General features: G+C 64.9%; 10 protein-coding genes. All 10 read right to left on the reverse strand.

Features of this window, described 5'->3' with window-relative positions; translation table 11 throughout:
* A partial coding sequence (locus tag LAO51_19460; protein MBZ5640921.1) for a methyltransferase domain-containing protein occupies positions 1-360 on the reverse strand: 360 nt, incomplete at its 3' end.
* Positions 361-451: 91 nt separating this feature from the next.
* Entirely contained in the window at positions 452-853 is a 402-nt protein-coding gene (locus LAO51_19465; protein ID MBZ5640922.1) for a hypothetical protein, read from the reverse strand.
* 38 nt (positions 854-891) lie between these two features.
* Complete coding sequence (locus tag LAO51_19470) at positions 892-1,482, reverse strand: hypothetical protein (GenBank protein MBZ5640923.1); 591 nt, start codon at positions 1,480-1,482, stop codon at positions 892-894.
* Between the two features lie 98 nt (positions 1,483-1,580).
* A complete protein-coding gene (locus tag LAO51_19475; protein MBZ5640924.1) occupies positions 1,581-2,060 on the reverse strand; it encodes a hypothetical protein in 480 nt (159 codons plus the stop codon).
* Positions 2,061-2,199: 139 nt separating this feature from the next.
* The gene (locus tag LAO51_19480) at positions 2,200-2,685 is read right to left on the reverse strand and encodes a GyrI-like domain-containing protein (GenBank protein ID MBZ5640925.1); all 486 of its coding nucleotides are present in this window, start codon (positions 2,683-2,685) and stop codon (positions 2,200-2,202) included.
* Between the two features lie 903 nt (positions 2,686-3,588).
* The gene (locus LAO51_19485; protein MBZ5640926.1) at positions 3,589-3,975 is read right to left on the reverse strand and encodes a VOC family protein; all 387 of its coding nucleotides are present in this window, start codon (positions 3,973-3,975) and stop codon (positions 3,589-3,591) included.
* A gap of 532 nt (positions 3,976-4,507) precedes the next feature.
* Positions 4,508-4,990: a DUF1801 domain-containing protein gene (locus LAO51_19490; protein ID MBZ5640927.1), complete on the reverse strand. Its 483-nt coding sequence runs from the start codon at positions 4,988-4,990 to the stop codon at positions 4,508-4,510.
* Positions 4,991-5,090: 100 nt separating this feature from the next.
* Complete coding sequence (locus LAO51_19495; protein ID MBZ5640928.1) at positions 5,091-5,324, reverse strand: BrnA antitoxin family protein; 234 nt, start codon at positions 5,322-5,324, stop codon at positions 5,091-5,093.
* Complete coding sequence (locus LAO51_19500) at positions 5,321-5,617, reverse strand: BrnT family toxin (protein MBZ5640929.1); 297 nt, start codon at positions 5,615-5,617, stop codon at positions 5,321-5,323. The genes LAO51_19495 and LAO51_19500 overlap by 4 nt, the downstream gene beginning before the upstream one ends.
* Before the next feature lie 436 nt (positions 5,618-6,053).
* On the reverse strand, positions 6,054-6,618 hold a 565-nt coding region (locus LAO51_19505; protein MBZ5640930.1), incomplete at its 5' end, for a zinc-binding dehydrogenase.

Genomic DNA, 6,618 nt, shown 5'->3' on the forward strand with positions numbered 1-6,618 from the left:
GATGCACACGATGGCGTCGAAGAACTCGTCGGCGTAGGGCAGGGACCGGGCGTCGGCGTGGACCGGGAAGACCCCGTCCTCGACGCCGGCGTCCCGGACCCGCTGCAGCGCCTCCGAGGGGCTGAACCACAGGTCCGTGGCCCAGACCTGCACGTCGAACTCGCGGCGCAGGAAGACCGACGACGACGCCCGCCCGCAGGCGAGGTCGAGCACCCGCATGCCCGGGCGCAGGTCGAGCCCCTCGGCCAGCCACTCGGCCAGCCACAACGAGTTCGCCCCGCCGCTGGCACCGGCGATGATCCAATCGGGGTGATACCTCGACGAGCGCGGGAACCGCTCGGAGGCGAAGCGGTCGTCCATGGGCTTGCACCCCCTTTGGGAATGACCTGCGCAGAGGAGGATGAACTGGCGTGAGCCACACCGATTCGCGGCGGCCCGCTCGAGCAAACCCTCAGGGTGCGGCACGAATATGCCCGCTCCTGAGCAGCCATGCCAAGTACGCCGCTGCCGTAACATCGTAGGCGAGACAGAACTCCGGCCACCAGCGTGGCACGCCCGGATTGGATATGACCGTGGCGTGGCTGAGATCGAAAATACCATGTGCCGCTAGGGCAACCGCAACGACCCAGAGCGACGACCTGAAGCCTAGTACCGCAACGGCGAGGAAGACCACGCCAACCAGCGACTCGAGAACGAGGGCATGCGTGGAAGCCCCGATGACCGCAAATAGCGCATAGTAGGATGCGATGACAATCGTCACGACCGGATAGAAGGCTCGGTCACGATCCAGGCCGAGGCCGGTGGCGAATAGCCCGACTGCGAATGCGAGTAACGCGCCGACCACGAGTGGCACGATGGATCTCCTTGCCTGCCCTGCGGCAACGCTCGCGTTCAGGGGCGCGGAGAAGCGATGCCCGCTGCAACGAGTTGTCGGGCGGCCCGATCACGAGCTTCGAGTCGCACGATCGCCCCCCCGATGCCTGCGAAGACGAGAAGGGTCGCGCCCGCGTACCACGCGCCGACGCTGAAACTGTCTGACCCATACTTGGCGACGGCCCATCCGCCACCGACGAGTAAAGCCGCGAGCGCCGCGAACATCCGCATCCCGTAGAGGAACACGAACGGCAAGTAGTGCGCCCCCAGGAGGACCATCAGCGCCGGATAGAACCAATTCAGACGATACAAACCGACGGGAAGCAGAAGAGGCATCGATAGCGGCAAGACGAAGGCCACCTGCATGCCCAGATGGCGAAGTGAATTGGCCGCGCTCAGCGGACCCTTTCCCGCGGCGAAACGGATGAGCAGCTCCGTGACCGGGAAGATGAAAAAGCCGCCCACCACCAAGGTCGTGATGGCCGCCCGAGGGCTGCTCCAGGTCGCCAGGCCCGCCGAAGCGACCCAAAGTACGCCCGAGACGATCTGCCCGTAGAAGCCCCCGACGAATCGGGTGCGCATTTCCAATTGTGCTTCGCCGATGTCCACTTGGGTCTCCCTCGGCCCACCCGATCCGGTCCGCCCAACGATCCGGCGCTCCGGCGCGGTCTGCGAAGCGGCCCGCCGCCTGAACCGCCTTGAACCCGTCACTTGGACGCGGGCTTCCGTGGCGCAAGCGGCGTCCTCGAGTACATCCCTACGGGATGTCCGGCTGGATCACTGACAAGGCCGATGGCTCCCGTGCCGTTTGGGAGGTCGAAGGGGAATCCGGGAACGAGCGTTCCACCAAGCTCCTTCGCCTTCTTGCAACTCTCCTCTATGCCCGACACCTGAACGTAGACCACGCCGTTGAAAGGACTGATCTTCCCATCCGCAACGCGAATCGTCCCGATGGCCGATCCACCCGCAACGATCTCGACGGCCAGATCGGTTCCCTGAACCGGATTGAATGTCCAATCGAAGAGCTTGCCGTAGAACTCCCTCGATTTCGGCAGATCGGTCGTCGTGATGTCGAACCACGTGACGCGCCCGGGCCCGACATCCGCCGGCATCGACTTCGGTGGCTCTGACCGACCCTGCCCGACCGCAACCGCCATCACCGCAATCGCAACCGTCACCGCACGCATCGCGTCCTCCTTGATTCCATCTTGCGACCGTCGTTCTGGCTCGAATCGAGCAACGGCCCGCCGCCCTCAGTGTCGTGATACTCATCAGCAGGCGTGCGCGACGGTCGCCCCCACGCCACCCTCGATGCAGAGGCGGCGGCTAGATTCTGGCCTCGACACCGGTCGCCTGCAACAAGTAGTAGACCTCGGTGCGCAACTGCGCGGAATCCGTGTGCCAATGCCCGTACACTTCCCAGGACGGACCGGCGCGCAGCCGATCATTCGCTCGGCACCACGCGAGGATCGCGGCGTTCGCCTCGCCCAGTCGTCCGTAGTCGCCGCAATGCGTCGTCATCGCCGCGACGCCGTGCGGGGTCTCCAAGGGAACGACCGCCCCCACGGCGGCGAACGGCGCTGTAACGCCGACGCAGAAATCGACGGTCAGCTGATCCGCGGTCGCCGCGCGATAGATGAAGATGTTCTGCCCGTCGAGTTGCACGGCGCCGGCACGTGCCGCCGCATACACCTGATCCAAGCGGCGGCCGAACTCCAGCGCGACACGGCCGCGTCGGATCTGGGCGCGCACGCCGGCGACCGGTCGCGCGGTGACGATCACTTCGTGGACGTCGTAGGGAGCGGATGACATCGTGCCGTCTCCATGAGCACCCATCGCGTCGCACGCGATGGGCTGGCGTGACGCCGTCAGGGTTGCTGCCAACCGGTCGGCTGACCCGCGGGCGAGCCCGGCGCGAGCCTTGGGTCTCGTGCAAGGCCCGTGACGGCAGCGACCGCGAATCGTGGCCCGCTTACCCGCCTCGCAGATGGTGCGCCCCGGGATGGTTCGATTGCTCTCCTCGTGAATCCGGGCTCATGCGTCACGCTGACCTCGGTAGGGAGGTCGCACGCGCAACCAACGGCGGAGAGCGACCAGAGCCCATACACCCTCAACCGCGGCGAATGGCCACGCGTGGATGAGGACAGCATAAAGCGACGCTGCGGCGCAAGAAGCTGCGAACCCGAGGACGTAGACATGCGCTCGTCGCTCGAGCGCATACATGACGACCATGGAGCTGACCGCCACGATTCCGAACAGTTCAACGACCATTCAGCGATTCCGCTTTCATGCGCAACGTTGCGCGTGACGCGCAGGCCGGCCGGGCGCGACGCGTGCGCGAGCACTCGGCGTGAATGGCCGGACTGGCGGGTCCAGGAGGCATTCAGGCGCTTCGGCGTTTCCGCTGCTGCCGCAGGACCGGGGCAAGAGCCCGCAGCGCGTCATTGACCGCTCGCCCATCTGGGAAGACGTCGAGGACTTCCGGGTCAATGCCCACGACGTTCGCCCCCTCGGCGTACCTGGCCGCGGTCACTCAACGGACGCCCTCCGAGAAATCGTACTCACGGCGCATCGTGTCCGGGTCTGCGTTGCGAGCTCGACTGCTAGCCTTCTTCTTCATACTTTCTCCGCTCCCTGCGATTGGCCCGCCGCGCGGAGATCAGGCCGGTCCGAGGAGGCGGCGCTGATTCGACATGCCAAGTACAAGATACTCGGCTACTGGCCCACCGGTGGTTGCCAAAGCTCTACCTTGTTTCCTTCCGGATCGATGACCCATCCGAACTTGCCATATTCCGACTCGTCCGTCTTCTCGAGGACGTTGCAACCTTCCTTCCGGAGCGCGTCCAGCAAGGCTGCCAAGTCCGCCACCCGGTAGATAATCATGAAGGGGGCCTTGCTGGGCGCAAGGTAGTCTCCGCCGGGCCCGCCAATGGACCATACGGTGGTGCCCGTAGTGGCGTTTCCGGCTTCGTCTGCCCACTTGAACGCACTACCGCCCCATTCCTGGACGTCTACGCCAAGATGCTCCTTGTACCAGGCCCTCAGCGCTTTGGGGTCCTTGGCCAGGAAGAAGATACCGCCGATGCCTGTGACTCTCTTCATTGCTCCTCCAAGATCTCGACGCACCAAACGAACGACCTTCTGGCGCCTTCTAACGCACTGCCGGCAACCCCGGTCGCCGAAGGCGGCCGACGGGTTCAGCGGCGTGATACGGCCCCATACCTTCGGCGCGTGCGCGCTGGCCTTTCCACACGCCGTCGAAGTCCGCCGCACTTGCCTAAGACGGTAGTGCCCATTTCACCCAATGTTTATGTGCCTTTCGAGACGCCAAACCGTTCTTGGATTGATGGCGTCGACCTACCCTCGCGGCGGGCTGCAGGATACTTCGAGAGATCGTCGATCATCGACGTCATGTGACCTCTTGAACTCTGGCACGAACACATCTCGCAGTGTCCCGCCAGGTCATGTCCGTCGAACACCGCGAAACAGCAGCGAGCGCCGTCCGCGCGAATGCGCGGCGCGTAGGCCACGGCATCCCGAAACGGCGTGGCCGGAGCGAGGCGCTCGCCTGCTGCATGCGCTTGTTCGGCGGCACCGCTGGCAAGCCGCCACGCTGCCTCAGCAACCCCCGCCGTCACTTCGTCGGCCTCCGGCGTGACCGCTGCTTCGCAGCAGCCGTCCGAATGATGAGTCTGCCCTTCCCCTTGGATGGCAAGGGAACCCTCGCGTGATCAATCGCAGCGACAATCAGCGCCTCCACGTCTGGCTGTGCCAACTGGCGGGCCGTTTCCACGCGGACGAAGCGGGTCTGCTTTCCCGATCCCAGCAGAAGTTTCTTCGGGTCGGGCAATTGCGGTCCGTGCATGAAGTACAGACGCACACCGTCCGCGCGTGCGGCGAACGACACGATGCCATCGATCCCTCGGTCCGTCGGCGAATAGGCGATGACGTAGAAGCTGTTGTAGTCGTATGCTAGCTCGTTGGCGGTCGGGAATCGCTTGCGTACAGCAGCCCGGACCGATCGAAAGAGCTTTTGATCCTTCGGATCAGACCTGTTGATGTAGGACCGGAGCTGGGCCTCTGCAGTACGCATCTTGCTATCGGGTTTCACTGTCACCGCATCCTCCTGGTCGTTCTCAGCATTTCCGCATGAGATCCGCCCAACGACTGCCGTTCAGGCGCGGGCCGCGCAGCGGACCCCCGCCTGAAACGGCGTGTTAGGCACCAGACGGTCGTCGCTGCGCCGTCCAGTTCAGCGCCAGCCGGCGACGAGTCGACGCACAGTCGCGGAGATACAGGTTTATGAGCGTCTGGTACGGAATCCCTGCGTCTTCTGCAAGCGTCTTGAAATAGGCGATCGTCGCCTGATCGAGCCGAATCGTAACCTGGCGCTTGAGCATCTTCGCGTAGGGGTTGCGCCGGGCCTTGCTGAAGTCGTATTCCTTCTTCATGGCATCACCTGCTCGAAGTACTGCTCCTGCTCTCGCTTCGTCGCTCTTCGCGCTGAGATCATTCGGATCGTATGCCCACCGTCGCGGAGCGTGTGGGAGACGACAAGAATGCGCATTCGCGCGCTGAGACCGAGCATCACGGAACGGTCTTCGAGTTGAGAGTGCCCGGGGTCGTCGAGCAGCAAGGCGTTGTCGTCAGCGAACACGGTCTGCGCCTCTTCGAACGCTACGCCGTGCTTCCGCAGGTTCGCGGATGCCTTACGTGGGTCCCAGGCGAATCGAAGTCTACCCATGGGTGTAGCGTAGTTACGTTGTAGTTATAAGTCAAGTGTCGTTGTCCGAGGCGCCTAACTAGTTAATCGACACAACTCTGTTAGCAGGTTCTGTCGGTCACCTTTCGGGGATTATGGTATTGCCCGTCAACCCCGCGCCCTTTCGGATCTTCCAATCAGGATCGTTCATGTTCGCGCTCCGCTCGCGCTAGCCGCAGGCTTTCGTGATCGGTTTCTACGTCCAACCGGCCCGAAATGCAAGCTCTAACGCGCGATCCTGGGCGGATGGGACGACGCGTGCTGTGAGGACGCCGCGGCAAACCGCATGGTGAGTTCCGCCCACGATCGTCAGAACGATCCGCGGCGATCCTCGCTCGGCGATCGCGCGGGGTTGCTGGGTCGAGACCCGTTCAAGAGATGTCGGACGGTCGGCGCGGTGGCGGCGCTGCCACGCTTCCTAGCGCTGCGGCTGGACGATCACCTTGAGCGACTCGCGCGCCTCCGCCACGAGGCGGAACCCCTCGCCCGTCTCGGCCAACGGCAGCCGGTGCGTGATCATGGACGCGACGTCCACGCGCTTCGACGCGATCAGCTCGAGCGCTACGCGCATGTCGGCCGGCGGCCCGGCGTACGTGTGGACGATCGTGAGCCCGGCGTTCCAGACGTCGAAGAGCGGGACCGGGTAGGTCTCGCCGGGCGACGCGGGGGCGAACATGAGGATCGTGCCGCCGCGGTCGGCGCACCGAAACGATTGGCCGATGGCCGGGAGCGCCGCGGTCGAGACGACGACGAGGTCGGCGCCGCGCCCGCCGTTCGCGTCGCGGATCCGCGCGGGGACGTCGTCCGTCGCGAGGATCGCGGCGTCGGCTCCCGCCGCCGTCGCCCAGCGCAGCCGGTGCGGGTCGAGGTCGGTCGCCATGATCCGTCCGGCGCCCAAGGCGCGCGCGAGGCGCACGATCAGGTGGCCGGAGATCCCGCTGCCGAGGACGGCGACGCTCTGCCCCGCTTCGAACCTCGCGACG

The organism is Terriglobia bacterium (genome assembly GCA_020073205.1).
Taxonomy (GTDB): Bacteria; Acidobacteriota; Polarisedimenticolia; order Polarisedimenticolales; family JAIQFR01; genus JAIQFR01.

Excerpts from the sequence above, each read along its gene's own strand:
- LAO51_19480 (MBZ5640925.1), bottom strand. The coding sequence starts at position 2,685 with ATGTCATCCGCTCCCTACGACGTCCACGAAGTGATCGTCACCGCGCGA.
- LAO51_19475 (MBZ5640924.1), bottom strand. The coding sequence starts at position 2,060 with ATGCGTGCGGTGACGGTTGCGATTGCGGTGATGGCGGTTGCGGTCGGG.
- LAO51_19485 (MBZ5640926.1), bottom strand. The coding sequence starts at position 3,975 with ATGAAGAGAGTCACAGGCATCGGCGGTATCTTCTTCCTGGCCAAGGAC.
- LAO51_19495 (MBZ5640928.1), bottom strand. The coding sequence starts at position 5,324 with ATGAAGAAGGAATACGACTTCAGCAAGGCCCGGCGCAACCCCTACGCG.
- LAO51_19500 (MBZ5640929.1), bottom strand. The coding sequence starts at position 5,617 with ATGGGTAGACTTCGATTCGCCTGGGACCCACGTAAGGCATCCGCGAAC.